The following is a 26,742-nucleotide window of genomic DNA, read 5'->3' on the forward strand; positions in this document are numbered from 1 at the left end:
ATATTTAATATGTTTTGCGGGGTTAGGGCGGGGATAAACCCCGCCCCTACGGTGGATGGCATCAATACCGAGGCACAATGCAATATTACATGCCAATATTGAATGTCAGGCCCGTCTGCCAGTTCAGGTCAACACTCAGACCGATGCTCAATGCCGGTGTACGCAGGTCTGGGATGACGTTGTAAGCAGCACCAAGACCCTTGTCGTGATTGGCGACGTCACTGCCGTTCTCCAAGATAGTCAGGTTAGCCGTAGTAACATAGTCCTGTTGGAAAACCTTCGTCAGACTTGTTGACGTTTCCGGCTGTTTTACCTCACCGTCCGTCGTACTTTTAGGATCGAGTTTGGCTACCATGTAGAAGTTAGCGCCATTCTTGATGATGTCACCATTATGTCCGGCAAAGTCCTTACCCGTATTGTTCTCCAGTTCCACGACCATATACACCGCCTGATTTTCAGCGGTCTCGAGAACGAGTGTATGGTTCACTGTAGAACCATTTGAGATTGCCGCCATACCAGTGGGCACATCCTTGTCATAAATTGTATACTGTGGCGCATCGTTTGCGCTGACAGGCACAAACTCCCAGTCGACAGCTTTCTGACCACCAACGAGTACCGACTTGATGGGGAATCCAGCATTATTAGGGGTCACTGTAGCACCAGTGTGGTCATAGAGCGTACTTGCGAGCGTCACCTTCGTATCCAGACGACCTACAGCATACTGTATCTGATTCTTCAGCGCAATAGAACGTGTGGAAGTCTGAACGGTCGCATCTTTATTGGCATATTTTCCAAGAATCGTTTCCCATGAATTGTTATCCACATAGTCTCCGTTTCTCTCTGCGTCGTCGGTATTGATCTTCGTGTTAACAAAATACCAGAGGTTGGCAGGATAGACATAAGAGTTCATTGCTGCGATGCTGGTACCATCGTCCAAGACGCTCTTGGCGGTATTGGCAGAGAACTTCTTATTGGCGTTGTCCCACGTCACCGTAGCGGCACCATCAGGCAGGTTGTTGTCCTCAGGATAACCGGAAATGGCATCGGTAAATGTCAGTTTGTCACCAGTTGAAGCGGAAGCATAAGTCGCATTTGTAATTGCTGTCTTAATAGCATCAATGATGCCTTGGTTGTCCGTTGTCTGGTCTTTCAATCCGACAAGTGAGGTATAGAGATCCTGTACCGCCAGCTGGATATTCTTAGAAGAGCCGGCAGTCATGGAAGTGAAGTTCTTGTATAAGGTAGCTAAGGCTTTGCCTTGACCAGAAGTACCATCTTCTTTGACATCGCTCCAAGCCTTTCCATTATCGCCTGATGCTTTTGCATTTGCGATAGACGTCAGATAAGTGGCAATCGCCTCACCCTTCGTTGTCGATGGCTTGGCAGCTATAGCAACGGGAGTAAAGCTGACAGCGGAGAGTGTAGCCTCACTGAGTCCGTCGGCCGTCAACGTGCCATATTTAAACATATCATCGGTCGTTGACGCATTTGTTCCTGCATTAGCATCGACGGCTTTACCATAAAAGAGGAAAGCGTTGGTGCCCACCGGAACGCTCACGTCGTTGTACACATGTGCGTTGCCCGTATTGGTAAGATTTGTCAATGAGTTAGGAGTGGTATTCGGCAATGTGATGTTCTGGTCACCTTCGCGGGTATCAGTACTACTAACATTATTCCCTTTAATGGCAAACGGAATCAGGCTGATGTTGTCAATACCCCGGAACACGGGCGTCCCTTGTGCCTGGGTGATGTCTTCGCTCATACGTGTGCCAAAGTTACTTTTGGCACCGTTGGTGCTGTTACCTTTCGGCAGACCTACGGACAGGGTGAAGGATGTCTTCACAGTCTCGCCGGTATATGGTACCGGTGTATCATTGGGTGCATCATCCGATGACGAACACGAAGAAAGGAAGAGAGGGGTGGCCAAGGCCATGGCACCCATTCCAAGGAATAAAAAATTCTTCTTCATAATGTATAATTTTTATATGATATTTTTTTCGTTTCGTGGGGGGCTCTCAGAACGAGTAGACGAGGTCCACGGCCGCCTTGGGGAGGAGGTAGACCTTGTTCTTTCGCGCCACGGGAGCACCGCAGTGCACACAATCGTAGACCCGGTAACGGGTCCAGCTCAAATCTACTCCGGTCTGCACGTCCACGCCAAAGCCACTGCCAAGGTCCCAGGCATAGCCCGCAAACGAGCCTCCGCCATAGAGATTGCCTTGCATGCGCCGGTGACGGGCATCGCCAAACATACCAAAGTAATTGAGCTTGAGATTAGAGAGATTATAGTGAATCCACAAAGCATCAAAACCATAATAGAAGCCACGCCACGGCGTACCCCTTGTCCACTTACGAGTATAGAGATCCAAACTCAGATGACGGTATTTGCGCAGTGCCTTGTCATCAGTAGGCCATGGGCGAAAGCCTCCCCACAGCCCCACCGTCCAAGTGCTGTCCACACGCGTTTCAAAACCGAGATTAGGAGTGAGCGTGGCCGAATAGACCACATTATTACTAAGAGAGAAACTTTGGGCGTCTCCTCTCACTGCTACAATAAGCCCTAACACTATACTTATTATAACCTTTTCCCTGTATAGTCTCCATACTCGCATCATATACTTCTACAACAACTAACTTATACATCTCTTTTACGAGACTCTATTATATCCTATTAGTTAATATCAAATAGTTATTCCCTTTATGTTGCAAAGATAATGATTTTAAAAAAAGAAATGTGTGATTAGCCTAATTTTAACATAAAAAATTGTTCTTTCTTCATCGATTATTAATAAAAAACAGAAAAACACCCTAAAAAGAGGGTTGCTTTACCATTTTCTTTCCTCTCATCAATAAAACGAAAAGGTTGAAACAAGATTATACAAGGACATTCCGAATATCATTCCGGACGAGATGACAATACATTCCGGACGGGGTGACAATGCATTCCGAATGGGATGACAATACATTCCGAATGGGGTGACAATACATTCCGAATGGGATGACAATACATTCCGAATGGGATGACACCGTAGGGGTGGGGTTCATCCCCACCCTAACCCCGCAAAACATATATATATGACATTCGGGGGCAATTAAATACCATGCAGGGAATACAGCGGACGATTAATTACCAAGTTGGGGTTAGGGCGGGGATAAACCCCGCCCTTACGGTGGATGACATCAATACCGGCAGCGGGGAGGGTACGTAGGGGCGGGGTTCATCCCCGCCCTAACCCCCTTGACGGTAATCCAAGCGCCCCGTGGTGATAATCCAAATTTCCACCCCCGCGCCACATATTTAATATGTTTTGCGGGGTTAGGGCGGGGATAAACCCCGCCCCTACGAACCCACCACACTCCTCTCCCTTTGGAGGGGGGGAGTGAGGCAGTAGGCTTCCTCTTAATTATTGAGAATTCTTCTTGCGCCCTGATAGCGGTTGTCGTAGTAGTTCTCGTTGATATCAGAAATCGTGATGCCGTTGGAGCAGGAGGCGTGGATGAACTTGAAGTCACCGTTGCCCTCAACCTCTGCCACAATGCCTACATGGTTGATGCGGGCGGAAGAACCGAAGAACACCAAGTCGCCCACATGCACGTCGTCGCGGTCGTTGATGGCGAGCCCCTCCTGCCATTGGTCACGACTGCTGCGACCCAGACGGATGTTGAGCGACTTATAGACAAAACTGGTGAAACCGGAACAGTCGAAGGCGTAGGGACCCATGCAGCCACGACGGTAAGGCCGACCGATATAGTCCTTGGCTTTCTCGATGATCTGAGAACCCGTAACGTTGAACAAGGCTTCCAGCTCAGAGTGCTCCATCTCGTCAGGCATGATATAGGGAATCATTTCCTCAGTGTTGGCAGAACTGTTTTCCGGTGTGCCAGTGCCGGCGAAGACGGGAGTGACTGCAAAAGCCACAAACATGGAAGCGATGGTTACGAGTTTCTTTATCTGCATGTATATTTCTCCTTATTTATATATAGTGTTGGTGAATTGTCGTTTTGTATTTTCAGCCCTTCAAAACAGTGCCAAATGCACCAAAAGAGCTGCTGGGTTTTTAATTCTGATACAAAAATAAGAAAAATAATCGAGAAATGAAAATGCCCGTTTACACTCTTTTGCACGAAAGTGCTTAAATGTGCAAGTAAAGCGAGAGGCTCTTATTTGACCTATATCAATCGTTTAGCCTCTTTCTTCTCCTATTTCGCTACTATATTGTTCTTGTTTTCCTTAAGGTCTTTTTGCGGATTTTAACGGGAAAGAAGAAAAGCAGCCTCACCCCCTACCCCTCTCCAACAGCCTCACCCCCTACCCCTCAGCCTCACCCCCCTTACCCCCTCTCCAAGGGGAGAGGGGGAGTAGAATGCTGGATAAACAATAGTCATCTACTCGTTTTTTAGGATGATTAAATTTGTCTGGCCTCGATCGATAAAGTCGTGTAGTAAAAGGAAGAGAACATTCATCCCTTGAAGGTAATTACTCCCCTCGCCTTTGGAGAGGGGTTGGGGGTGAGGCTGTTGGAGAGGGGGCGAGGGGGGTGAGGCTGAGGGGGGTGAGGCTGAGGGGGTGAGGCTGTTGGTGAGGCCGCTGGGCTACTAATACGTATTTGAAACATTTGATACGTAATAAAGTAACATACAGCAAAGCAAATCTGCGGCAAAAAGTGTATCTTTGCAGCAAAGAATCAAAAAACAAATAACTAAGCAAACCTAAGTAATGGAAAAACAATCTCAACAAGGGGGTAGCCGTGCCTACCTCATCAGCATCGTCATGGTGGCGGTGCTCGGCGGTCTGCTCTTCGGCTATGACACCGCCGTGATCAGTGGTGCCGAGAAAGGCCTGCAGGCATTTTTCAAAGGCGCCAAGGATTTTGAGTACAACGATTTTCTTCATGGCTTCACCTCATCGAGTGCCCTCATCGGCTGCATCATCGGGTCAGGGCTCTCCGGACTCTTCGCCTCACGCTTCGGGCGCAAGCGCTCACTGATCTTTGCCGGCATCTGCTTCTTCCTCTCTGCCTGGGGTTCGATGACGCCGGAGACGTTTGGACTCCTGCCCTACGGCAAGCCGACATGGACGCTGCTCGTGGTCTTTAACCTCTACCGCGTGCTCGGCGGCATCGGCGTGGGTATGGCATCGGCCATCTGTCCGATGTATATCGGTGAGGTGGCACCCTCGCGCATCCGTGGCATGCTCGTCAGTTGGAACCAGTTTGCCATCATCTTCGGCCAGCTCGTGGTCTACTTCGTCAACTTCCTCATCCTCGGCACCCATGCCAACCCCGTCTACGACGCTGCCGGAGCCATTGCCAACATGGCCGACGCCGAGTGGACGATCACTACAGGATGGCGTTATATGTTCGGCAGCGAGATGGTGCCCGCCGGTCTCTTTGCCCTGCTGATCTGCTTCGTCCCCGAGACGCCGCGCTATCTCGTCATGGTCGGACAGGACCAGAAAGCACTCTCCATCCTCAGCCATATCAACGGCAGCAGCGAGGCACAGACCATTCTGAATGACATCAAAGCCACGATCACCACCAAGACCGAGCGTCTGCTGACCTACGGCTGGATGTGTATCTTCGTTGGTATCATGCTCAGCGTGTTCCAGCAGATCGTCGGCATCAACGCCGTGCTCTACTATGCGCCGCGCATCTTCCAGGACATGGGTATGCAGAGCCCGATGGTGCAGACCGTGATCATGGGCATTGTCAACATCTCGTTCACCCTCGTCGCCGTGTTCACCGTGGAGAAGGTGGGCCGCAAGCCACTGCTCATCTGGGGTTCCATCGGCATGGCCATCGGTGCCTTCGGCGTGGCACTCACCTTCGGCAACGCCTCGCTGAGCATCGTCACCATGCTGAGCATCATGGTCTACTCGGCCAGCTTCATGTTCTCGTGGGGACCTATCTGCTGGGTACTCATCGCCGAGATCTTCCCCAACACCATCCGCGGTGCCGCCGTAGCCATCGCCGTGGCCTTCCAGTGGATCTTCAACTTCCTGGTGAGCTCTACGTTCGTACCGATGTTTAACATGCATCTCACTGCCGGCGATGACTTCGGTCATTGGTTCACCTACGGCTTCTACGGTCTGATGTGTGTTCTCGCCGCTCTCTTTGTCTGGCGACTCGTGCCCGAGACCAAGGGCAAGACACTGGAGGACATGACCAAGCTGTGGAAAAACAGAAAATAACACCACGGAACAAAAGACTCCTGGCGAATGTATAGAGAATAAGCATATAAAAAGACAACACCTGCTTTCGTCATTGGGACACCCAAGTTCCAAGATTGGTGACTATATCGGCCCTCTCATATGTTTTGCGGGGTTAGGGCGGGGATGAAATGATTACCGACAAGGGGGTTAGGGCGGGGATAAACCCCGCCCCTACGAACCCACCACTTCAAACGATGTTTAGGAGCGGAGACAATTCCCCGCAATTCAGTGTCAAGGGTGACAATGTAGGGGCGGGGTTCATCCCCGCCCTAACCCCGAAAAAGATATAAAAAACGACGCACTGGATATTTTCCGTGGAATCATAGTGTGAGGAAATATAAATCTTTATACTGCCATTATCGCTTTGGCATTTTCAAACGGATAAGAAAAAAGAAAATCATGGTCATGCTTATGCTCCCCAAGGAGCAATGGGTCTAAAGCTATGGGGTAGTCTTGCGAGCAAGCTCGCCGCCTACCCCATAGCTTTAGCCCCACACCTTTGGTGTCAAGCCTGCCCATGACGAAAATCGCTAACGCGTAAAATTGCCCCTTGGGCATAAAATCCTGCGGCCGAAAGATAGTCCATAGCGTCTTGAAAGTCTGCTATGCTGCTTGTGTTCTGTTGGGCGGCACAATATTTTATGCGCCTTGGCGCAATTTATTATTTTATGCGCTTATGCGCAATTTATTATTTTATGCGCCTTGGCGCAATTTATTTTATGCGCTTATGCGCAATTTTATGCCAAGGCAATTTTCGTCATAGGCTGGCTTTTAACCCGTCAGGGATGGTGTGGAAGTGATGGGGCAAACTGCGAGCTTGCTCGCAAAGGCTGCCCCATCACTTCCACACCATAGCTCCATCGGGAGCTTAAGCCTGCCTATGATTTTCCTTGAGTTATGGACCTGAGTTATGGACCTCTTTAACCAATTATGAACATATCGGCCCACGGAAAATATCCAGTGCGTCATAAAAACATGTGGCACGGGGGGAGAATGATTACCGACAAGAGGGTTAGGGCGGGGATAAACCCCGCCCCTACGGTGGATGACAGCAATACCAGGGTGGGTTCGTAGGGGCGGGGTTCATCCCCGCCCTAACCCCGCAAAAGATATAATGAGGGTGGAATGATCCCCGCCCTAACCCCGCAAAAGATATAATGAGGGTGGAATGATCCCCGCCCTAACCCCGCAAAAGATATAAAAGCCATGTGCACGGGGGTGAAATGATTATCGTCATAACCCCGCAAAAGATATAACGAGGATGGAATGATTACCATCAAGAAGGTTAATATTTTTTATCTCAAACCCTCGCTGAGAATCGATTCTTTGGAAGCGAGACAAGAAGTAGCATGAAAAGAACGGATTTTTAGGCAAAATAAGTAAGTTTCTGTTTATCAGCCTATTATAAACACAACCATCTTTGAGAGCTTTTTCTTACACTCAAAAAACGGACTTTTACCTTGTCATCTCAATGAGATGACCTGCACATCTCAGTGAGATGACCTCTTCATCTCGGTAAGATGACCACCTCATCTCAGTGAGATGACTGACTCATCTCACCGAAATTGAACCAAAGCGCCGGTTGTTGCCCTCTCTTTTGCACCTTTTTCCATCATTTTCCACTTGCTGTCCCCTACTCCACTTTCTATTTTATTTATTTTCGTTGACAAGGCTTTTTACTTTTTGTAAAATATTATCCTAACTTCGTCAATGCGTCACCTTGAATCGAGAATAAGTTTTTGGAAAATAGTCGCGTACAGACTTTAGCTCCCCATGGAGCTATGGTGCTGAGGTGATGGGGACAGCCTTACGAGCAAGCTCGTCGGCTGCCCCCATCACCTCAGCACCACCCCCCTACACAAAGCGGGGGACAAAGCCTGCCCGTGACGAAAATCGCTATCGCGTAAAATTGCGCAGAGCGCATAAAATATTCAGTCCCCCCCTAAATCTGCTCACAATTATTTTAGAAAGCCCTGATGATATCGTCGTGGTAATAATAACGCTCTATCTGTGCTTTGGGCCATGTACCGAAGTTCACCAGAATGGCTATTGGAAACGATGTGCCGCGAAGATAACCAAACGTCTGAAATTGCTCTTTGTTCGTGATAGCCTTGATGGACTTGCACTCTATGATGACATTGCCACGGGGCATTATCACGACCATATCCATCTTGATGTAGCTTTCGAGTTGTTCTCCGTCGAAAAACGGATGATATATGAACTCCTTCCTTGCATCAAATTTTTCTTTAACCAATTTTCTGCACAAAGCCTCCTAGTAGATATATTCCGGCATTCCGGGTCCCAATTGTCTGTGGACATATTGCATACAGCCAATAATGCCATAAACATATTGAATGAGGGACTGATGAAGATCAGGGTCGAGGAGAGAACGGGAAATAGACAAATCATTCATGTACCGCGTTTTACTTTTACGTTTTACTTACAAACGACTATTCAGCCGCTATATTTTATGCGCTATGCGCAATTTTATGCCTTGGCAATTTTCTTCATGTACAGGCTTTGACCCCGAAAGGGGTGAGTCTCAACCAGTGGGATAGCCGTCGAACTTGCTCGTAAGGCTATCCCGCTGGTTGAGACTCAGAGCTCCTCATGGAGCGTAAGCCTGTACATGATTTTCTTTTTTCGTATCATCTGGAGATGGCAAGGCAATATGAGTCAGGACAAAGACATTGACTGTCTGCCGGGCTGTTAAGGAGGGATATCATTCCATAATTCGTAATTGCGTCACCATCAATTGCTGAAATAAGCTTATAACTAACTGATAATCAATGATGACACTTTATCCAGCCAAAGATGTGATGAAGTCAGGAAAAAGACGGGGAAAAGTAGTCGGTAAGAGAATCGAACTCTTATGCCAAGATTGAGAATCTTGTATCCTAACCGTTAGATGAACCGACCGTTAAGCGATAAAAAATCCTCTCTGTACGAGGCGGAGAGGCTAATGAAGTAGTCGGTAAGAGAATCGAACTCTTATGCCAAGATTGAGAATCTTGTATCCTAACCGTTAGATGAACCGACCGGTTGAAGGTATAAACCTTGCGGAAGCTGGGGGATTCGAACCCCCGGTACGCGAAAAAGCGCACGGCAGTTTAGCAAACTGCTGGTTTCAGCCACTCACCCAAACTTCCAAAGTTGGTAAACAACTTACAGCATTTTCCAAATGCGGTGCAAAGGTAATACTTTTATTTTGTTCCACCAAACTTTTACTAAACTTTTTATTACTAAAGCCTGTATAATCCTCAAAATCACCTTGATTCTGGTGTCGTTACAGTGCCTCGATGGTCTCTCTGCCGTCGATGGATGCCAGCCTGGTACTCGTTGACACGGAACAATGGACGGAAGGATGCCGCGCTTCACCGCTGTGCAGAATGGCCGCCTATGCTGACTCACCATATATATAAAGGAGAACACAGGCGGATCCGAAACGCCAAGAAAGAATCAGCAGCACCCAACCGCAAGCCGGGGCTAAGGCAGACTACCAAGGCAACGTGTTCTTGAAGAGCACATCCTTGATATCCTTCTCGTGGTCGTAGAAGAAACGCGCCACGATGGACGAAAGAATGGCGGAAGTCGGCAATTTCTCGTCACCGGCATACTTCAGGCGGTCGAGCACGTTTTTCAGCGTCTCGTCGATATAGATCGTTGCCAGCTTTCCACCCCCTACCTTGTAGTCATGAGCCAAGTCGAGGAAGAGCTGCCAGGAATCCCTGCTGTCGTCGCGCGTCACATGATACTCACGCTCAGCGCCAGCCTCTGACTTAGGACGGCGTCCTCGACGCGACTGAACATCCTCCCTATTTGTCGCACCTTGCATGTAAGCAGTTGATGCTGAACGCGATGGCTGCACACCATTGCGCACGTTTGCCGGACGGATCACGCCATTGCGCTGAGAAGGCTGCTCCACAGGCTGGTCGTCGTGATGGTAACGGTCTTCATGCACCGCAGAGGTATCGTCACCACGCTCCTCCGCGCTCTCAGCCTGCTGATAACCATTGCTGTCTGCAGAATCCGGAGTAGGGGAGAGCGGACGCTCATCCACAGCAGCAGACTCCACCTGATCCGTAGCAGTCTGCTCAGCCGTCTCCTCGCTCTCAGCCTGCACTGTCTCTTCGCGCTGGTGCTGCTCTTCCCGCGCCTCGTCGCCCTGTTGCTCACGACTATTTTGATTCGGCTGTGCTCCACTCTGGAGACCTTTCACAAGATCAGAGATGCTGCCGGGAAGCAAGACTGATGTTTTCTTCTTAGCCATATTTATATCTTTATATATTTAATTGTTTAGATGTTTAATTCAATATACTTATATATTATATAAAAATATAAAGGAACAAATATAAAAACATACTATGTAACATACAGATTTCCAATGGTTTATTTTATACATATTCAGTTATACATAAATATATAAAAGAATAGAACAAAGAAACAAGTATGCTTATATATAATAATGTGTTTATATCAGTCTCTAAATATTTTTATTGTTTGTCTCTGAAGCGTTATTCCTTGATTCTGCGGATGATAAACTCGAAAGCAGGACGTACGGCATCGCGCTGAGAGGGGGTAATCTCGAACGTGTTGATACGCTTCAGTGCGGCACGGGCTGTGATGCGGGGCGTCACAGCACCCAATTGTTTGAAGATGGCATCCGTCTGCTTCCACATCTTCAGTTCGTCCGTCGTTCCGATACGCACGTCAATACGGTTCGGCACGAAAAAGAGTTTGGCTTGCATCTCAGGCGTCAGCTTACGCAGGGCATTGATCACCTGCACAAACATGCCGGTGGAGTCGAGGGTCTTCTCCTCGTACTCGTAAGGACAGATGATGTAATCGGCATTGGTGAACATCGGAACAAGTCCGTCCTCTGAGACATTACCCGGTGAATCGAAAAGCACATAGCCTTCGGTCTGGGAAGCTGAATCCATAAGCTGCTGCATGGTTTCAGGATCTGCCACGTCGAAATCCTGTACATTGTAAGGCTCATCGGTGTCGGGGTAGAGCTCACAATCTTTCTTTCGCTGCATCATGATGGTTTTCTGCAAGTCGGTATCGATGATACATACATCCTGCTTCTTCCATGCCAGATAGTTGGCAAAGAGGATACAGAGGGTGGACTTGCCGACACCACCTTTTTGGTTAGCGAAGACTATCTTTTTATTTTTCATCTTTATCTATTCGTTTATCTATTCAAATATCTAAGTATATAAATAGTGGAGTAGGGCGGTATATGAACATATAAACCTATACATATATAAGTAAATAAAAACATATCCACACATCCACTGATTTACAGTTGCAAATATAAGAATAAAAAATGATATAGACAAATATACCTTTAAGTTTTAATACTTTTAAATATAAGAATAAAGGTATTTAAGCATATAGATATATAAAAACATTCATTTAAAGATACAGATATATATAGATGTTTTTATGTTTTAAATTATATACATATATACACATAGGTTTCTTTATACTTTTATATTTGTATACATGTACATAAATAGATCTATCTTTATATTGCTACATAATCATATATAGATATTTGTATATATTTAAATAGACATATAAAAAGACTTATAAGCAAATCAATAACTAAATATACACTACATAAAAAAAGAGCAGCTGGTATCGATGAATTCGTTGAAAAAAAGAGGTGGTTTCTATTTTTTATATATTTATGTATATATTTCTTTAATTGTTTACATAATTTACAATTGTCTATCATTTAAGGAGTTAAATAAAAGATTTCCAGAATGGAGTAGGGGAACAATAACAATAATACGCGTCGATTTCATCGAAAGTCCATAAGATCAGAATCAAGAAAGATAATGGAAAAACTGGTCGGGATATAGAAAAATAAGTATGGATAAAAGCGAATATATGTTTATATAAAACATTGTATGTCTAGAAATATATAGAAATAGAACTATATTAGATTGTTTATATACGTGATAATATAAATCATTATTTATATATAGATATACTTTAATAGAAAGTTTTATATATTTATAAATACGTATATAGATATATTTTACGATATAAATATACTAATATAAATAGTATCTTATATATGTATATATAGAATTAATAATATATTTAAAGCTAAAGACAAATAAATGTATGAGTGTATACGCTAAAGAATAAAGAAATAGATATATATTGCTATTGATAAAGGAATATATAAAAGGAGGTATGCGTAAATGAATATATAAATAGTGATGCATACAGATAAATGGATAAACAATTGCGTAGACGGATGTATATCAAAAGAAAAATTTAATTTTGAAAACTTCAAAAAGGTAGACTATCTTTAGAGATCTTTTAGTATCATTGATTAGTAGGACGCTGTATAACCCTTTAAATCAATTAGTTACACGGTTGTTTGACGACATATTAGTAAGGTGGTGCGACATATTAGTAAGGTCTCTGCGACATATTAGTAAGGTCTCTGCGACATATTAGTAACATGTTTGCAATGTCTGCGACATATAGGGAGACTGTTGGCGACATATAGGGAAACTGTTTCTGTGATCGTGAGTTTTGTTTTACGTATTCTGCCTCTATTGCGCTCTTTTCTTGATCGATGTATCTTTGCGGTATTGTTGCTTTGCTTTTATTTGATGGCTATAATATGTTGATATACAATATCTTTATGTTTCTCTGCGACAAATTAGTAAGGTTTTGACGGGGGCTCCTGTTGGGGAAGTGCGACAAATTAGTAGGTTGCTGATTATCTTTTACAAATTCCGCACCTTCTATTTTTCGCGATATTTCGACCAGATGGCCGTTCGCTGGATTTTTTTCAATTCTCATGGCTGTTTTTCTTTTGTCTTTCCCTTTATTTACTGGGGTTGACGCAAAAAAAACGTGTTCTGTTTTCATTGTGTTTTAGAAGTGAAGATGGGCATTTTGGCTGTTTTTCCTGCTTTATCTTTAGATAAAGCTGAATGATTGCGTGTGGGTGGCGATTGTAAAGGGGAATGGTTTGGGCTTTTGGTGTGAGGGTTTATTCTGTGGTCGGGAAGGTCTTGATGTCTCCGGCGACACATCAGTGATGTATGTCTCTTTGCCGTTTGAAAATGCCAAAGCGATAATGGCAGCATAAAGATTTATATTTCCTCTCACTATGATTCCACGGAAAATATCCAGTGCGTCGTTTTTTATATCTTTTGCGGGGTTAGGGCGGGGATGAACCCCGCCCCTACATTGTCACCCTTGACACTGAATTGCGGGGAAATGTCTCCGCTCCTAAATCCGTTTGAAGTGGTGGGGGTAGGGGCGGGGTTTATCCCCGCCCTAACCCCCTTGTCGGTAATCATTCTCCCCCCGTGCCACATGTTTGAATATTCCCCACGCAGATTCCGCGGATCTCGCAGATTTTCTAATCAGATATTATTATGTAGTGCATGAATGCACTATAGATCTGCGTAATCTGCGTAATCAGCGTGGGAAAGAAATATTCAGCGTGGATATTCCCACGCATATTTCGCAGATCTCGCAGATTTCTATTCAGATGCTATTATGTAGTGCATGAATGCACTTGAGTGGGATCTGTTTAATCCGTGAGAAAAAATCAGCGGGAATATTCGGCGCACTGGATATTTCCCGTGGGCCGATCTGTTCATAATTGGTTAGAGAGGCCCATAATTCAGGTCCATAACTTAGGTCCATAACTCAAGGAAAATAGTCATAGGCAGGCTTAAGCTCCCGATGGAGCTATGGTGTGTAAGTGATGGGGCAGCCTTTGCGAGCAAGCTCGCAGTCTGCCCCATCACTTCCACACCACCCCTGACGAGGTAAAAGCCAGCCTATGACGAAAATTGCCTTGGCATAAAATTGCGCATAAGCGCATAAAATAAATTGCGCCAAGGCGCATAAAATAAAATAATAAATTGCGCATAAGCGCATAAAATATGATACCGCCCAACAGAACACAAGCAGCATAGCAGACTTTCAAGACGCTATGGACTATCTTTCGGCCGCAGGATTTTATGCCCAAGGGGCAATTTTACGCGTTAGCGATTTTCGTCATGGTCAGGCTTGACACCAAAGGTGTGGGTCTAAAGCTATGGGGTAGGCGGCGAGCTTGCTCACAAGACTACCCCATAGCTTTAGACCCATTGCTCCTTGGGGAGCATAAGCATGACCATGATTTTCTTTTCTCTTTTCCGTGCGGTCGTGTATTGTATCGGCTGTTGTTTATATCTCGCAGAAGAAGGTGACAAGGAAGGGGACGCTGAAATCCATGCAGAAGCCATGGAATACGGAGAGCGTGACGAGGTCTTTGCCACTGTAGCGTGAGATGATCGGCAGTGTGGTATCCATCGAAGTGGCGCCTCCTACACTGATGGGTGCCAGGGGACCAAACCACCGGACGAGTAGGGGAGAGGCGAGCAGGGTGATGAGTTCTCTGGCGATATTGGCAAGCAGGGCCACTGTGCCGAGTGCCGCACCGCGGTATTGGGTGATGAAAATGCTGGAGAGCGAGTAATAGCCGAAGCCGGAACCAATGGCCAGACAGTCGGTGAGCCGGTGTGTGGACGTCAACAGGCTGACGGCGAGGCAGCCTGCCATCGTGCCTACGAATGTGCAGAGCGGCAGAAGCAGCAGCCGTGGGTTGGTATGCCGGAGCGTTTGCAAGACACTGGAGTCGTTGCCGATGCTGATGCCTACGCAAAAGATCAGGGCACAGAGAGCGAAGTAACTCGTGTTGCCTTGGGTGAGCTGGGATGGCACGAGATGCAGCAGGCCGCAGACAGTGCCAAGAATGAAAAAAGCGATGATGATGAGACTGCCTTTCATTCCTGCCCTCCTTTCGACTTGCCAGCATAGTGCCATAACCTATTCGCTGCCACCGCGGATCCTACGGCACCACCTGCCGCGAGCAGAAGAGCATCCTTTCCCAAACGGCTGATACTGTGAAGGATGGTCTGATCACCGCCTACCTCCAGTCCTAAGAGAAACAGTAGGATCCAAATGAGAACTGTCGTCAATGGTGACAGCCACCTTAGCTTTCGGTGTCGTAGTGTGCGACCTATGATGATACCGCACACCATCATCAGCATAATCTGTAGCATAGCTCCTTATGGTTTGTCTGTTTGCAAAGTTACACATTTTTTCTTTCTTTCCGTCATGTGGGGGCACATAACGGTGATACTACAAGGTAGCTAATCAGCGAATTCCTTTCGGCAGATAGCATCCACATCGTTTGGGTGGTTGTACCCTGTTAACGGCTTCACCGCACCGTTAAAACGATGTTAATGTCATCTAAAGTAGGGGCGGGGTTTACTCAGTGTTCTCAGTGTGAGAATATTACAGACAAGGGGGTTAGGGCGGGGATGAACCCCGCCCCTACGGCTTCACCGCACCGTTAACAGGGCAATACCATAAGAACGATGTTAATGTCATCTGCCGTAGGGCGGGGTTTACTCAGTGTTCTCAGTGTGAGAATATTACAGACAAGGGGGTTAGGGCGGGGATGAACCCCGCCCCTACATTGTCACCCGTGCCTCTGAACTGCGGGGTTAGGGCGGGGATGAACCCCGCCCCTACGGTGGATGATGTCACTACTGCTGGAGAAGTTAGTAAGTGGTGATTCGTTAGAAGTAGACTTTTGCTGCGTTGTGTTTGTATTTTTTCTGCCTCTCGGCCTATATCCGGTGAATCGTTACAATACAAAGCGATAAGGCTAAACTTTCAGAAGAGATTTTTTCTCATTAACAAAAATTATTAAGATCTTCGGGTTATAACATAAAATAAAACCGTAAGTTTGCAGTGATTTGACCTCAACGCTTCCAACCCATGACGCAATACCTAACGACATCTATGAGAAATACTCGCTGTGCTTCACACTGTTTGCTGAAGTCTTTTCTTCGACAGAGGAAGGCGACAGCCTTGCTGCGTATGTTGCTGCTCTTCGCTTTCACCTTGTCTGTGCCCCTCAGTCTCCATGCTCGGCAAGACATCATCGACATCAGTGGAACGTGGATGGTGAAGCTTGCTGACGGACGTAGCGTGGCGGTCAGGCTTCCCGGTACGACAGATACCAACCGTCTCGGCGACGCACCTGACGACACCACCGAGACTACGCACCTGACAAGAGCTTACAGCTACAAGGGTGCGGCAGCATACAGTCGCTATATCGACGTGCCGAAGACGTGGAAGCACCGTCGCCTCACGCTGTTCTTGGAGCGCACCAAGCCGACGTGGATCTACCTCGACGGCCTGCTTCTCGACTCGTGCAACGACATCTCCACGCCACAGCGCTATGTGCTGCCCCGACGGGTGAAGGCGGGACGCCATCTGCTGACCATCGTGGTGGACAACAGCCGGGGCGTGCCGTCGCAGCTGTATGCATCTTCCCACGCCTATACCGAAGACACACAGACCAATTGGAACGGCATCATCGGCAGGATGGAGCTTTGGGCCGATGATATGCGTCAGGAAGAGAATGGAGTGGGGCAGGGCAGTAGGGCAGAGGCCACATACGGGCGTACGGCATCAGCGAGTGTCCGTCCCCGGCTGACAACCGACGGACATCATTTCTACGACCATGGCAAGATGGTGTTTCTGCGCGGCAAGCACGACGCCTGCGTATGGCCGCAGACGGGACATGTGCCGATGGACACGGCGTCGTGGTTCGCCTATCTGCGTCTGCTCACCGCCTACGGCATCAACCACGTGCGCTTCCACTCCTGGTGTCCGCCTGAGGCTGCTTTTGTCGCTGCTGACAGTCTGCATGTCTATCTGCAGCTCGAGTTGCCGTTCTGGGGCGACTTCAATGAGAAAGACTCGCTTCTGATGACGTTTCTGCACAAAGAGGGCATAAACATTCTGAAGGAATATGGTCGTCATCCGTCGTTCGTCATGATGGCCTTGGGCAACGAGCTGTGGGGCTCTGTGACGGCGATGCGTCGCTTTGTCGACGACTTCCGGCGGGTGGCACCACAGATTCTTTTCACCTTCGGCTCTAACTATTATTTGGGTTACAAGGGCATTCAGCCTGGCATGGACTATGTCACCACCTGCCGTCTCGGCGGTGAGGCATGGGGCACATACGGCACGCATACGCGAGGCTCGTTCAGCTTTGCTGATGCTGCTGACGGTGGACTACTCAACCACCGGCGGCCAAATACCTCGATGAACTTTGACGCGGCTTGTGACACGGCCTCTGTTCCCGTCATCAGCCATGAGACGGGACAGTTTCAGTCTTACCCCGATTTCGACCGTGAGATACCAGAGTACTGTGGTGTGTTGCGGCCTTACAACATGCGTGTGTTCCGTCAGCGGCTTGCCCGTGCCGGCATGCTCGACCAGATGGCAGCGTTTCACCGGGCCAGCGGAGCATGGGCAGTGGAACTCTATAAGGCCGACATAGAGATGGATCTGCGCACGCGCAATATGGCAGGCTTTCAGTTGCTCGACCTCCAGGACTATCCCGGTCAGGGCAGTGCCTACGTGGGTGTGCTCGATGCCAACCTGCACGACAAGGGTCTGGTCACCCCCGGGCGATGGCGGCAGTGGTGTGCCCCTGTCGTGCCTCTGCTTGTCGCCGACAGTCTGTGTTGGGAAGAGGGTGACACGCTGAGGTTGGACGTAGAGGTCGCCAACTATTCGGGGCAGAAATTAGTGGGGAAGACCTTGCGATGGACGTTGGAGGCTCTTGATCCCCAGGCCGCCGCCGCTCAGCCCATCGGCATGGAAGGCTCGCTGACACTGCCCGACGATGAAGGTCTGATCCGTGTGGGGACACTGCCACGGACGAGTGTGGCAGAGGTGCTGCGACGTGTCCGTGCGGCGATAGGAGAGGGCTGGCAGCGTACGAGTCTGCAGCTGTCTTTGGCTATTAAGGGTACAGACTATCGCAACAGCTACCAGCTTTGGTGCTATCCTAATGATGATTTAGAGCAAGCGAAAAAGGGTATTCTCATCACCCGGCAGATGAATGACGCCATGGTCAAGCGCTTGCAGCAGGGAGCGCGCGTGCTGTGGATGCCCGACACCACAGCACTGAAGAATACCGTAGGGCCGCTCTTCATCACCGACTATTGGAACTATCGTATGTTCAAGACGATTTGTGAGAACAATCATAAGCCAGTTTCGCCGGGCACACTGGGCATCCTCACCGATCCCAGCCATCCGCTCTTCAACAGCTTTGCCACCGAGAGCCATACCAACTGGCAGTGGTTCCCGGTCATCAAGGATTCGCGGCCGCTGATTCTCGATAACCTGCCGACCGCTTACCGCCCCATGGTGCAGGTCATCGACAACATTGAGCGTAACCATCGTCTTGGTCTGGTCTGTGAGTTCCGTGTGGGTCGTGGCTCTTTGCTGGTGTGCATGAGCGACCTCGAGCAAGCCGCCGCTCATCCCGAGGGCCGTGCCTTCTATCTGTCGCTGCTTCGCTATATGCATTCCCCGGCATTCTCGCCAGCCGCCTCCTTCTCATGGAGCGAGCTGCACAGCCTGCTGACGGGCAACGTCAAAGAGGGAAGGCTCAACCAGCTGTTCAACACCACGCAGTACTAAGCTCTTGGATCCTTATTAAGCCAGAGCATACAGTTATTTGTATGTGAAGGTAACCTCCACGGGCTCACCTTGATGATAATAAGGCGCCTTGAAATAGAAGTGACCGGTAGCGTTGGCACTGTTGTCGCGTACATTCTGCATTGTGATCGTGTGCGTGCCGGTTGTGTAGGCTTTATAGACAAACCAGCAGTTCCAGTCTTCTCCTCCACTGATCTCTGTTGTGGAGCCCACCTCCACGCCACAGTCCTTAGGGTTGATGTCGTTGGAGGCAATGCGCAGCTCCACGGGCAGCAGTTCCACGGGATAGTTGTCAGGAACGGTGAAGGTCAGTGTCGCCGTGGCGATGTCTTGTGAGTTCATTGTCGTTGGGAAGTGGTAGGTATATCCAAACTCCTTGATGCTGTAGATGTTGATTTTCCGGCTCATGCCGTGCTTTTTGTCGATCAGTCGCAGAGCAGCTTCCTTGAGGTTGTTGGTGATGGCGGCGAGGGCGAAGGATACCTTTCCCTCTCCTGTGGAGCTGTTGTATGTCAGTGAAGGCTGCGTGTCGGGCGAAACCGCTTCGTTTTTGAGCCACGTCACGTAGAAGTCAGAGGGCGACAGGTCTGAGCCGACAGATCCGTTGAGGTTATAGGAGAAGAGGATCTCTGCCCTCGATCCCGACTGCACGACGACGGACGTGCCCTGTTTGATGGCGAGCGTATAGGTGCCGTTGGTGATCTCCGGGACGATGTCTGCCACGGCAATCCACGGGTTGTTGGCCGCCGTACCGGATACGGCCCCCTCGAAGGAGTCGTAGCCGAGGGACTCTTCGAGTTTGCTGATGAGTATGTGGTATTCGTGGTTGCGCTTGATGAGGTATGGCTCGTGGTCGTCGTTTTCCAGCAACACCTGGTGATATCGCACCGTGCCGTCGTTGTATGTCACCTTGAGGATGGCCTTTACCGGATTGTCGCTGCTGTTTTTCGATTCAAAGGTGTATGCCACGTCTGCCAAGTCTTCCTCGGTGCCATTGATGGTCTGTGTCGCCGTAGGCAGGGTGATGGCCGCGGCCTGCCAGTTTTTTGTGATTTGTGGAAAGGCGAGCGTCTCCCGGTCAAAGGGAGCCATGGAGCCCACACCCTCGCCGTTGACCACGGTGAGCAGGATGTTGCTGATGTGGGCGTCATCGTCGGCTGCGACCGTGATCTTGGCGCGGTCGCGGAGCATATAGACGACATTGGCCGGGCTGTCGGTCATAAAAGACTTTAAGGCTTCCGGCGATTCTTTCTTGACATATCCCCAGTATACCACCTTTTGGTTTTTTTCGGCGTTGCTGACCATGGCGGTCATCAGCGTGTTTTCGTGCATACCGATCCACGACGCCTGGTAGTCAATGCCACTGTTGGCAAGGAAGTGGATGCGTGCCGTGGCGTTGGGAACAAGTGCCGAGAGTCGATATTGTCGTGTGTCGCCGGAGGTGTTGGCCTCGTTGGATATTTCCTCACCGAGTCCGAGGTAGAAGCCGTCGCTGTCGAAGCAGAGTATTTCCAACGTGTTGTCGTCGATGCCCTCAACTCCTTTCACGGCGGCGCGTGTCTCAAGAGCATAGTCGGGCACAGCGACGGTGAATGTCATCTTCGTCGTGTTGGACTCTGGTCTTGTTGTCGTGTCGTCGGCGATTCTGTCGGCCGTGCAGGCCGTGAGCAGTACGAGGACGAGGAGTCCTGTGAGTCTTATGAGTTGCTTCATCTTCGTTGGTTTTTTGCGTGGTTAATCTTTCTGCTGTTCCAGTCTCTCAATCTCGGCGGGTGTCAGGTCGCGGACGCATCGTACAAAATTTCCATTGTTGTCACCGCTGATGCCTGTTGCCTGTCTCTCCTTGCTCAGCGTACGGTAGTGGCTGCCGGCAAGCACTACATCGATGGGTGAGTTGCTGTCGCCTTGGTAGTCGATGATGATGTTCACCTCTTTGTTGGTGGGCAGTCGCCATCCGTCGTAGACGGTGCCGTCGGTGCCGACTTCGCGGTAGGTCTCGCAATGCTTGAGGGCTTTGGTGGCATCGAACCCTGAAGAATTCACTGCTCCGAGCTGCGAGGCGATCATGAAGGCGGGCGAGACGACCTGGTCCTGGGAAGAGCCGTCGGAGGCAAGCTTTGGATGACCGATGCTGTACTTGCCGTTGGTGCTTTTCACCTGGATGACATACATGCGGTTGTTTGTAAGGCCGTTGACATCGTCTCCATTGTCATATCCGCCTAAATAACGTACATAACCGTCAGCATAATATTTTGCGTAATATCCATAGTTGTTGGTCCAGCCAATCCGATAGTCACGGTAAGTCTTCCCCCTTTGGTTGTTGGGTGTGATCCAGCCGTTTGTGCTTCTCGACGAGTACCATCCCGTGATATTCTGTGCAAACTCCAAGGGATATTGTTTGATGGTCAGCGTCTTGCTGAGGTTGCCGCTCTTGATGGTGAACTTGATAAACTTCACTGTCAGGTTGTCAGGCACTCGTGAGTTGATGGCTATTTTTCCGTCTTTGTTTCCCGCGACGCCGGAGATGGTGGGATACTGTGCGCTGTAGCTGGGAATGTTGATTTTATTGCCGTTCTTGTCGTAGTAGTACACCGCGTCGATCGTGTAGGAGCAGTAGTCCGAGGCAAAGAACTGTATGGAGTTGTCCATGCTGATGTTGTGCATGACCAGGAAGTCCTCGGTGACCATGAGGTAGTGCTGCTTGTCAGCGTTGATGTTTGTCGTGTGCACTGTCCATGGCAATATGGCGTATGTGGCTTGCAGTGGAGTCTCATTGGTGAGTTCCGTGCTGCTGCCGAGCGTGGCGATGGTGACGTTGGCCTCATAGAGATGGTTGCGCTTGATCTCTGTGACAGACTTTCCGACGAGAGGGATGCGATAGTAGTAGATTGTGGTAGTGGCATCCTTGGTCAGTGGCAGGCGCAGTAGGATCATGGGAGCGTAGTTGTGTCCGTCCCATGTCTGTGCGTAGCTGTAGGTGTTGATGCGGTATTGGTTTGTGACAGTCTTTGTCACGATGCTGTTGTAGGGTCGGGTGCTGACGTCAGCGGTGGTTTCGTCGTCGGTGGGTTTGAAGACGTGCGTGTTGGTATTGAAGTTGTCCACGCGCCATGATGGAGTGCCGATCTCATATCCTGGTAAGTCCACGTTCAGGTTGACGACCAATTTTGCGGCGGCCCTTTCAAGCTGCACGTCGATGGTCTGGTCAGCCCGTGTGGTGACGGTGTAGTCTGTCGAGCCGCTCATGAGGAACGTCTTACCGTTGTTTTCCGTGGTGTCGTAGGGCTTGTAGATGTCCACGTCCTGCTGCTCGAGTGCGCCGAGTGCCTTTTCGTCGATGCCCGTTGCGGGTTGCTGCGTGGCGTTAGCGATGGCATATACCTTGAGGCGACTTCCTTCCGGCATGATGCTTTTCCAGTCTCCGGTGACGAGCAGGTTGGCTTGTCCGGTCTGCACGCCCGTGAGTCTTTTTTGCATCACACCGTTGTTGGTGTTGTAGATGATCACGTCGAGGTGTTCGATAGCCGTTTCGTTCAGGCTCTCATCGGAAGCAGTAGACGCCCGTGTCACCGCAGCGGCATTCTCTATCTGTGGACTGAGACGCAAAGCCTCGCCGGAGGATGCGGGCATGTCGTCGGCTGCGCATCCGCCTAACAGTGCGGCGAGCGCCATTGTGCCGACGGTATGGAGGAGATGTTTGTCAAACGTTGCCATAGTGGTTGTGGTTTTTTATCGGGTTGTTACTTTTCCTTTAGCTTCTGATAGTCGTCGGGAGTGACCTGACGGAAGTCGATCTCATAGGGTGTACCTTCCAGTTTGCCGTCGCCCTCATTGATGACAGCCTTGATGTTTCCCAATTCCGGAATGACGAGAAACACTTTTGCATCGCGGTTGTGCGGGTTCACCATGTCGATGGGTTGCCGTGCGACGAGTTGGAAAGCGAAGGATGCCGTAGTGCCGTTGCCTGTGATTTTTTCCGAGACGGTGCCGTCTTTGTAGAAGGCAAACGCCGGGTTGTCGGTCTGTATCGTCCATTCCAGTCCGCTGGTCATGAGTTTTTCCACGGTGATGACCGGTGACATGCTTGGCGCACCGTTGGCCTGATAGGCGATAGCCACCGCTGGTTTGCCGTTTTCTTCAGAGAGTTTGTAGGCTCCGCGTGAGATTTTCACCTCAATGCGGTTGCTGTAATCGACCGAGGAACCGTCGTACCAGTCCATGACGACGGGTTTGACGTGCAGGTTGCCGCCCTCAAGGAAGTAGGCATAGACGAGGAGCTCGTGGTTGCGTGCTGCTGCGGTCTTGTCGGCGGGAATGGTGAAGGGCACGCCGCGCTCACGCGAGTCAGCGTCGATCTTGTAGTAGATCATGCCGGTGAGAGCTTTGTCGGTTTCGCGCAGGTAGACTCTGTCTTGCGAGTAGAGTCCCGCGGTTTGCAGCCGGGCAATGTAGTGCATGGCGTCTTCGTCGTCACCGCGTTCCAGGTCGGTGGGGTCGTCGACTTCGGGGATTTGTGCGTTGTCGATAGCTCCGAGGGTGATCGTGGCATCAAGGCGTCTGGTTTCCGAGGTGTATCCTGTGGCAACAAGTCCTGTGGTCTTTGTCTGTGCGTAGGGCGTGGCGTCGGGGAAGACATAGCTATAGTCCGGCAGCAGTTGTCTGTCGATGACGATGCGTGTGATGTGTGCGCGCTCTGTACCAGCGTTGGCTTTGCGAGCCACAAAGAAGTGGAGTTTTGACACTGCCCGGACCAAAGCCACCTCAATGCCTTTGGCGGCTGCCTCGGTCGGAGAAGTAGAGATATGATCATCCAGGTGGATGCTTGTCACAGCCCGCGAGAGCGGCAGTCCCGATGACGGAATCTCGGTGGCCTGCGGTTTTCCGTCGTCGGTGATGGCGAATCGCTGTCTGATCTGTGCGTTTTGCAGTTCGGCGCGTGTGAGGCTCATGTTTGAGCCGTCGGCAGCTTTGAGCGTTTCCAGGCTTTCGGAATTAGCGAGGATGAATAGGTCCAGTCCGTTGTAGCTCATTCCCGCCACTTTTGGCGGCAGTGTCATGCTCAGCGTGTGCTGTGTGGTTTCTCCGCTGACGGTCTCTTCCTTGTATCCGATGGGCAAGTCAGCGGCCCCGTTACCGGCACGGAAAGCCCAGACGCGCAGGCTGTGGATGTAGCTTTCCGCGGTGGGGCTGGCCTCGCTGTTGTTGTCCACGGCCCTTGTCACGGTGGGTTCCTGGGTGTAGAAGTTGAGGTGGAGATAGGTGCTGTTTTCGCCCTCCGTGTCGGTCAGGACATCATCGTTGATGCACGACGCGGCGGCGATGGCCACGAGGGTCAGGGCAAACGCCCTGACGGTGTGGCGGAAAAGTTTTCGCGTGTTGTACTTCATGGTGTGTCCTCCTTATTTATTTTAGTCCGACTTCTTGCAGGTTGACGACCCAGTCGTTGATCTTGACCTTGGCCGAGAGATAGAAATCTGTTGACGGGTTGGCGACGTAGAACGTCAGGAAGTAGTTGTCCTGTCGGTCGAGATATTCCTGATCACCCCATTGCAGGTTTCTCAGCGATCCGTTGTACAGAGCCATGAGCCATGGCAGCGAGTGGTTGAAGAGTTCCCGTCCGGTGCGTTTGTCGGTGATGATGATGCGCTGTTCGGGATGATTCTCAAAGAGGCGCGAAGACTTCAGGTCGTAGACCAGTGCCTTGTCGACCGGTTGTCCGTTGACGTTGGCCTCGTTGCTTTCGTTGGTGATGAGTGTAGACCGGTAGGGCGTGTAGATGATGTTGCCGGTACCGACGCTCTTGCCATTGATGTCGAGGGTGTTGGCGATGCCAGTAATACGCACGTCGAAGTTTTCGACATCGAAGCCGTCCATGTTGCTGGAGTATGGGATGAGGACGACACGGTATCGGTTGGTCCATTTTTTCAGACAGATCGTGTCGGTGATGCTGCGTCCGTTGTATTCCACCGTGGTGTGTCCGCTGAAGAGAGGTGTAAACTCGTAGTCGTTGACAGGGGCGTTGATCGAGGCGTTGAGGTCGTCGACGCCTGAGGCAGAACGTGTGAGCTGAGAGAACAGGAACTCCTTATCGGTGTTGGTGATCTCGCTCTCCTGCTTGCCGCGTGCCATGCAGGCGAAGGTATACTTACCAGGCTCCAGCCCAGTGAAGTCCATGGTGTAGTCGGCGGCGAACTGCTCCGCCGACTGACACTGCTTCATGAGATATTTCCCGTTGCCATCGAACACGTACACGTTGACATTTCTTACCCTTGTCGAGAAGGCATCGGCATCCTTCAGGTTATAGGTATAGTTAAACTGGATCGACACCTTGCTTGCCGGGCAGTCGTCCATGTCGTCCTTGACGCATGATGACAGTGAGAGCAGCGCCATGGCTGCGCAGAGAAATGTTTTGTGCCAGTCGATGTACATAACAGTTGGTATTTAAGGTTTCTTATTTCAATATCACGTTTTGCGTATTGAGGACCCAAGGATTGACAGATACCTCTACTTTGAGATAGTAGAATTCTGTCTCCTTGCCGTTGTCGCCATTGGGCACGTCAGCCCCGATATTCCAAATGCTCTTGACGTTGAGTCTGTAGATGGTGTTGCGCAGGATGGAGAACCAGTTTTCCCGTGTGTAGTGTGTGTCCTGGATGAGCTGGCGGTAGTAGACCATTCCTTGCGGGAATATCTGGATGTTGTGAGCGTTGCGGAAGGCCTCGAGGGCAGCCTCGTTGGCACCGAGCTTGCCGTCGGTGCGTTGCAGATCCTCTGAGAGCACTTCATCAGCGGTCTTGCCGAAGGGGTTGTTGCCATACTCGTTGCTTTCGATGATGTCGGCCAGACGGGTGAAGATCTTGCCGTCGTAGCGATAGAAGGTGCCGTCGGTGAAGTCGGCTTTCTCGTAGGACTTCAGCTCCACCTTGTACTGGAAGTACATAGCCGTAGCGTCATTGTTGAGAGACGTCGTGTTCTCGAAGACATAGTCAGCAGAGGCACCGGTGACTGCCTTGAAGAAGTCGGGGTTGTCCTGTCTTGTCGCTGTGCCAAACTCATCAAAGGTCTGCCAGTAGCCTAAGCTGTTGGTGGGGAGGGTGAGGTATCCATTGTCCGACCAATGCTGCATGATATAAGTCTTTTTGGAGAGGTTGGAGATGGCATACTTTTCCAGGGTGATGCTCTTGACATTGTCGCGAGCGTCCTGAAGCGCCTCCTTCTGCTGCGTGGTCATATTGGCGAGGTCTTCAGCCGAAGGCTCCGTGAGGTTGGTAGCTTCGTTTGTCGGTACATCGATACGAGCTACGGCGCGCTCGATGAGAATGGGACTGGACAGCGTAGCTGGCTTATCCTTGTTCTTGTTCTCTTCGGTAAAGGTCACGGTGTACTGGTTGGCAAGGTGTCCGGGATCGTTCTGGCTGAACATGATGAACTCTCCGGGCTTGGCATAGCTATTGACAAACTTTACATCTCCGGCTTCGATGGTGCTGTTGCCGGGATCGTCCTCAACACCTTTGCCGTTGGCGAGGAAGTAGACCCTATAGGAGGTGCCGACGGTGACGTTCTTGATGGGTAGTTTCACCGTGATGGAGCCGTCCTGTCCTTGTGCGGGCACCTTGGCGTCGTTCCACTCGGCGGTACTGATAGTCTTCTTGTAGGCCAACGTTCCGGAGCCAACAACACCGCTGAAGAGGTAGAGCGTGCCGCTGTTGACGGTGCTCTCGTCGGCGGTGGCCGCCTCTGTGGGTTCTTGCACCGCGGTACGTGTAGCCTTGGCGTTGGTGCCGTTGGCCTCGGTGCCCTTGATGGTAAGGGTCATGTAGAAACCATCCGCGGTCTGCGGAGTCGGGGCGCTGTCGGTAGTGTCGTCACTGCTGCATGCAGTGAAAGAGGCGCATGCCGATAGGGCAAGCATTGCCGTGAACAGATAATGGATCGTTTTCATAAGCTTAAGTGTGTTTTAAAGGGTT

The 26,742-nt window shown here is 50.0% G+C and carries 16 protein-coding genes and 3 tRNA genes; 2 read left to right on the plus strand and 17 right to left on the minus strand.

The annotated features are described in order from the left end of the window. Positions 1–85: 85 nt before the first annotated feature. The 3 genes from FYJ73_RS04575 to FYJ73_RS04585 all read right to left on the minus strand — a co-directional run bounded on the left by FYJ73_RS04575 (position 86) and on the right by FYJ73_RS04585 (position 3,958). Complete coding sequence (locus FYJ73_RS04575; RefSeq protein ID WP_154533534.1) at positions 86–1,969, minus strand: hypothetical protein; 1,884 nt, start codon at positions 1,967–1,969, stop codon at positions 86–88. Positions 1,970–2,015: 46 nt separating this feature from the next. After that, complete coding sequence (locus FYJ73_RS04580; protein ID WP_206081685.1) at positions 2,016–2,567, minus strand: DUF3575 domain-containing protein; 552 nt, start codon at positions 2,565–2,567, stop codon at positions 2,016–2,018. Positions 2,568–3,400: 833 nt separating this feature from the next. Then, the gene (locus FYJ73_RS04585) at positions 3,401–3,958 is read right to left on the minus strand and encodes a C40 family peptidase (RefSeq protein WP_154533536.1); all 558 of its coding nucleotides are present in this window, start codon (positions 3,956–3,958) and stop codon (positions 3,401–3,403) included. A gap of 759 nt (positions 3,959–4,717) precedes the next feature. On the opposite strand from FYJ73_RS04585, the gene xylE reads away from it, so the two are divergent. After that, positions 4,718–6,190: a D-xylose transporter XylE gene (gene xylE / locus FYJ73_RS04590; protein ID WP_154533537.1), complete on the plus strand. Its 1,473-nt coding sequence runs from the start codon at positions 4,718–4,720 to the stop codon at positions 6,188–6,190. A gap of 1,984 nt (positions 6,191–8,174) precedes the next feature. On the opposite strand, the gene FYJ73_RS04595 is transcribed toward xylE, so the two are convergent. The 9 genes from FYJ73_RS04595 to FYJ73_RS04635 all read right to left on the minus strand — a co-directional run bounded on the left by FYJ73_RS04595 (position 8,175) and on the right by FYJ73_RS04635 (position 15,306). After that, positions 8,175–8,477 carry a GxxExxY protein gene (locus tag FYJ73_RS04595; protein ID WP_154533538.1) on the minus strand — a complete coding sequence of 101 codons (303 nt, stop codon included), beginning with the start codon at positions 8,475–8,477 and terminating at the stop codon, positions 8,175–8,177. Between the two features lie 581 nt (positions 8,478–9,058). Beyond that, positions 9,059–9,130 (minus strand) — tRNA-Glu (locus FYJ73_RS04600). A gap of 49 nt (positions 9,131–9,179) precedes the next feature. Then, positions 9,180–9,251 (minus strand) — tRNA-Glu (locus tag FYJ73_RS04605). 20 nt (positions 9,252–9,271) lie between these two features. Further along, positions 9,272–9,360 (minus strand) — tRNA-Ser (locus FYJ73_RS04610). 347 nt (positions 9,361–9,707) lie between these two features. Further along, complete coding sequence (locus FYJ73_RS04615) at positions 9,708–10,481, minus strand: hypothetical protein (protein WP_154533539.1); 774 nt, start codon at positions 10,479–10,481, stop codon at positions 9,708–9,710. Between the two features lie 244 nt (positions 10,482–10,725). Further along, the gene (locus FYJ73_RS04620; RefSeq protein ID WP_154533540.1) at positions 10,726–11,391 is read right to left on the minus strand and encodes a ParA family protein; all 666 of its coding nucleotides are present in this window, start codon (positions 11,389–11,391) and stop codon (positions 10,726–10,728) included. Positions 11,392–12,853: 1,462 nt separating this feature from the next. Next, positions 12,854–13,111: a hypothetical protein gene (locus FYJ73_RS04625; RefSeq protein ID WP_154533541.1), complete on the minus strand. Its 258-nt coding sequence runs from the start codon at positions 13,109–13,111 to the stop codon at positions 12,854–12,856. Between the two features lie 1,317 nt (positions 13,112–14,428). Then, entirely contained in the window at positions 14,429–15,031 is a 603-nt protein-coding gene (locus FYJ73_RS04630) for a LysO family transporter (protein WP_154533542.1), read from the minus strand. Beyond that, positions 15,028–15,306 (minus strand): LysO family transporter, encoded by a 279-nt coding sequence (locus FYJ73_RS04635; protein WP_154533543.1) that lies wholly within the window; start codon positions 15,304–15,306, stop codon positions 15,028–15,030. Before FYJ73_RS04635 ends, FYJ73_RS04630 begins: the two co-directional genes overlap by 4 nt. A 748-nt stretch (positions 15,307–16,054) precedes the next feature. Here FYJ73_RS04635 and FYJ73_RS04640 point away from each other — a divergent pair. Then, positions 16,055–18,757, plus strand: coding sequence for a glycoside hydrolase family 2 protein (locus FYJ73_RS04640; protein ID WP_154533544.1), 2,703 nt, complete (start codon positions 16,055–16,057; stop codon positions 18,755–18,757). 33 nt (positions 18,758–18,790) lie between these two features. Here the strand turns inward: FYJ73_RS04640 and FYJ73_RS04645 are convergent, their stop codons facing one another. From FYJ73_RS04645 to FYJ73_RS04665, 5 genes are read right to left on the minus strand one after another with little or no spacing between them, the layout of a single operon-like run. Next, on the minus strand, positions 18,791–20,488 hold the full coding sequence (locus FYJ73_RS04645) for a hypothetical protein (RefSeq protein WP_154533545.1): 1,698 nt from the start codon (positions 20,486–20,488) through the stop codon (positions 18,791–18,793). A gap of 21 nt (positions 20,489–20,509) precedes the next feature. Beyond that, positions 20,510–22,489: a fimbrial tip adhesin FimD gene (fimD, locus tag FYJ73_RS04650; protein ID WP_154533546.1), complete on the minus strand. Its 1,980-nt coding sequence runs from the start codon at positions 22,487–22,489 to the stop codon at positions 20,510–20,512. A 26-nt stretch (positions 22,490–22,515) separates the two neighbouring features. Further along, positions 22,516–24,162 carry a hypothetical protein gene (locus tag FYJ73_RS04655; RefSeq protein WP_154533547.1) on the minus strand — a complete coding sequence of 549 codons (1,647 nt, stop codon included), beginning with the start codon at positions 24,160–24,162 and terminating at the stop codon, positions 22,516–22,518. 16 nt (positions 24,163–24,178) lie between these two features. Continuing rightward, positions 24,179–25,204 carry a FimB/Mfa2 family fimbrial subunit gene (locus FYJ73_RS04660; RefSeq protein WP_154533548.1) on the minus strand — a complete coding sequence of 342 codons (1,026 nt, stop codon included), beginning with the start codon at positions 25,202–25,204 and terminating at the stop codon, positions 24,179–24,181. Between the two features lie 22 nt (positions 25,205–25,226). Beyond that, a complete protein-coding gene (locus tag FYJ73_RS04665) occupies positions 25,227–26,717 on the minus strand; it encodes an Mfa1 family fimbria major subunit (protein ID WP_154533549.1) in 1,491 nt (496 codons plus the stop codon). Positions 26,718–26,742: the final 25 nt, after the last annotated feature.

The organism is Hallella mizrahii, from assembly GCF_009695775.1.
Lineage (GTDB): Bacteria > Bacteroidota > Bacteroidia > Bacteroidales > Bacteroidaceae > Prevotella > Prevotella mizrahii.

Excerpts from the sequence above, each read along its gene's own strand:
- FYJ73_RS04575 (WP_154533534.1), bottom strand. The coding sequence starts at position 1,969 with ATGAAGAAGAATTTTTTATTCCTTGGAATGGGTGCCATGGCCTTGGCC.
- FYJ73_RS04585 (WP_154533536.1), bottom strand. The coding sequence starts at position 3,958 with ATGCAGATAAAGAAACTCGTAACCATCGCTTCCATGTTTGTGGCTTTT.
- xylE (WP_154533537.1), top strand. The coding sequence starts at position 4,718 with ATGGAAAAACAATCTCAACAAGGGGGTAGCCGTGCCTACCTCATCAGC.
- FYJ73_RS04615 (WP_154533539.1), bottom strand. The coding sequence starts at position 10,481 with ATGGCTAAGAAGAAAACATCAGTCTTGCTTCCCGGCAGCATCTCTGAT.
- FYJ73_RS04620 (WP_154533540.1), bottom strand. The coding sequence starts at position 11,391 with ATGAAAAATAAAAAGATAGTCTTCGCTAACCAAAAAGGTGGTGTCGGC.
- FYJ73_RS04625 (WP_154533541.1), bottom strand. The coding sequence starts at position 13,111 with ATGAAAACAGAACACGTTTTTTTTGCGTCAACCCCAGTAAATAAAGGG.
- FYJ73_RS04630 (WP_154533542.1), bottom strand. The coding sequence starts at position 15,031 with ATGAAAGGCAGTCTCATCATCATCGCTTTTTTCATTCTTGGCACTGTC.
- FYJ73_RS04635 (WP_154533543.1), bottom strand. The coding sequence starts at position 15,306 with ATGCTACAGATTATGCTGATGATGGTGTGCGGTATCATCATAGGTCGC.
- FYJ73_RS04640 (WP_154533544.1), top strand. The coding sequence starts at position 16,055 with ATGAGAAATACTCGCTGTGCTTCACACTGTTTGCTGAAGTCTTTTCTT.
- FYJ73_RS04645 (WP_154533545.1), bottom strand. The coding sequence starts at position 20,488 with ATGAAGCAACTCATAAGACTCACAGGACTCCTCGTCCTCGTACTGCTC.
- fimD (WP_154533546.1), bottom strand. The coding sequence starts at position 22,489 with ATGGCAACGTTTGACAAACATCTCCTCCATACCGTCGGCACAATGGCG.
- FYJ73_RS04655 (WP_154533547.1), bottom strand. The coding sequence starts at position 24,162 with ATGAAGTACAACACGCGAAAACTTTTCCGCCACACCGTCAGGGCGTTT.
- FYJ73_RS04660 (WP_154533548.1), bottom strand. The coding sequence starts at position 25,204 with ATGTACATCGACTGGCACAAAACATTTCTCTGCGCAGCCATGGCGCTG.
- FYJ73_RS04665 (WP_154533549.1), bottom strand. The coding sequence starts at position 26,717 with ATGAAAACGATCCATTATCTGTTCACGGCAATGCTTGCCCTATCGGCA.